The sequence below is a fragment of the Emticicia sp. genome (assembly GCF_049241225.1).
Taxonomy (GTDB): Bacteria; Bacteroidota; Bacteroidia; order Cytophagales; family Spirosomataceae; genus Emticicia.
The window spans coordinates 1-1,398 of the sequence record NZ_JBMLRC010000442.1 but is presented as its reverse complement, the minus strand read 5'-3'; the positions used below and the strand labels follow the sequence as shown (position 1 = coordinate 1,398).

At 38.8% G+C, this 1,398-nt stretch carries 2 protein-coding genes; both read left to right on the top strand.

Annotation, left to right across the window (positions count from 1 at the left end; translation table 11 throughout):
- Positions 1-528, top strand: a 528-nt coding sequence (locus ACOVO2_RS23005) for an NmrA family NAD(P)-binding protein (RefSeq protein ID WP_421772221.1), incomplete at its 5' end; no start/stop codon positions are given.
- A 262-nt stretch (positions 529-790) separates the two neighbouring features.
- On the top strand, positions 791-1,398 hold a 608-nt coding region (locus tag ACOVO2_RS23000; protein WP_421772220.1), incomplete at its 3' end, for a dioxygenase.

Sequence of the window (1,398 nt, the reverse complement as noted above, 5' to 3'; positions counted from 1 at the left end):
CCATTGAAACCACTTTTGGCTGACCATTTCCAAACCGAAGATTATATCAAAGCAAGTGGTTTGACTTATACTTTTTTGCAGAATAGCCTTTATTTTGAGGTTATTCCGATGTTTGTCGGTGCGGGTGTACTCGAAACTGGAATTTTCTTCCCAGCAGGAGAGGGCAAAGTAGCTTTTGCGTCACGCCAGGATTTGGGCGAAGCTACGGCTACAATTCTAAGCACCGAAGGACACGAGAATAAAACTTATAATTTGACAGGCTCCGAGGCGTATTCTTTTGCTGAAATTGCCGAAGAACTTTCCAATCTTACAGGAAAAACAGTGGCTTATACAAGCCCAGAGCCAGCGGCATTTGAAGGAATGTTGAAACAATTTGCCTTGCCCGAAGGAATCATCTTAATGTCAGTATTGTTTGCGGAAGGTATGAAAAACAATGATTTTAGCTCGCCAAGTGGCACATTAGAGCAGTTGTTGGGCCGTAAAACTACTGATTTAAAGGCTTTCTTACATGCTACTTATGCAGCATAATTTGGCTTGAATCTTGTAGATTTTGCTGAAAACTCTTACATTTATCATAACCTTGCGGGTTGCTGAAACCCGCAAGGTTTTATGGCTTGTAAGTAAATAGATTTAAGATTAATAATTAATGATTGTTGATTATTGATGTATTTTGAGAAAATTCTTAATCTACAATTTCTAATTATTAATCTGATGTTACGCATTTTTTTTAAATCCGTCGGCTCTACGTAATATCAAATCTTAAATTGCTTTATCTTTAAATCAGAAACCAATGGAACGTAAAGAATTTCTCCAATCACTTTTAGCTTTTTCTACCGTGGGAACATTGAGCAGTTTTAAAAATTTTACGGATACGCTACCAACCCAGAGTAAACGAATGCCCGTTTTGTTTACTTCGCATGGCAGTCCGATGGATATTCCGCTTTCAAAAGATGAGCGTCCGTTTTGGAATGCTCTTTATCATTTAGGCACTGATTTACAGAAAAAATATGAAGTAAAAGCCGCTTTGGTGGTTTCGGCTCACTGGTGTTCACGTGGGACATTTGTGAATATTTCGCCTGAACAGCAGCAGATTTATGATTATTATGGCTTTCCGAAGCATTATTACGACCCAAAATACAAAGCCAAAGGTGCTCCAGAAATTGCCAAAGAAGTAACTAAAATTATTCCGAGCGTACACGAAACCACCGAATGGGGACTCGACCACGGTGCGTGGCCAATGCTCATGCACTTGTTTCCGAATGCCAATATTCCAGTTTTTCAGATGAGTATTAGTTATTATGAGTCGCCGCAGTATCATTATGAATTGGGTAAACAACTCAAATCATTGCGTGAAAAAGGCGTTCTGATTATTGGAAGTGGCTCGTTGATACATAATTT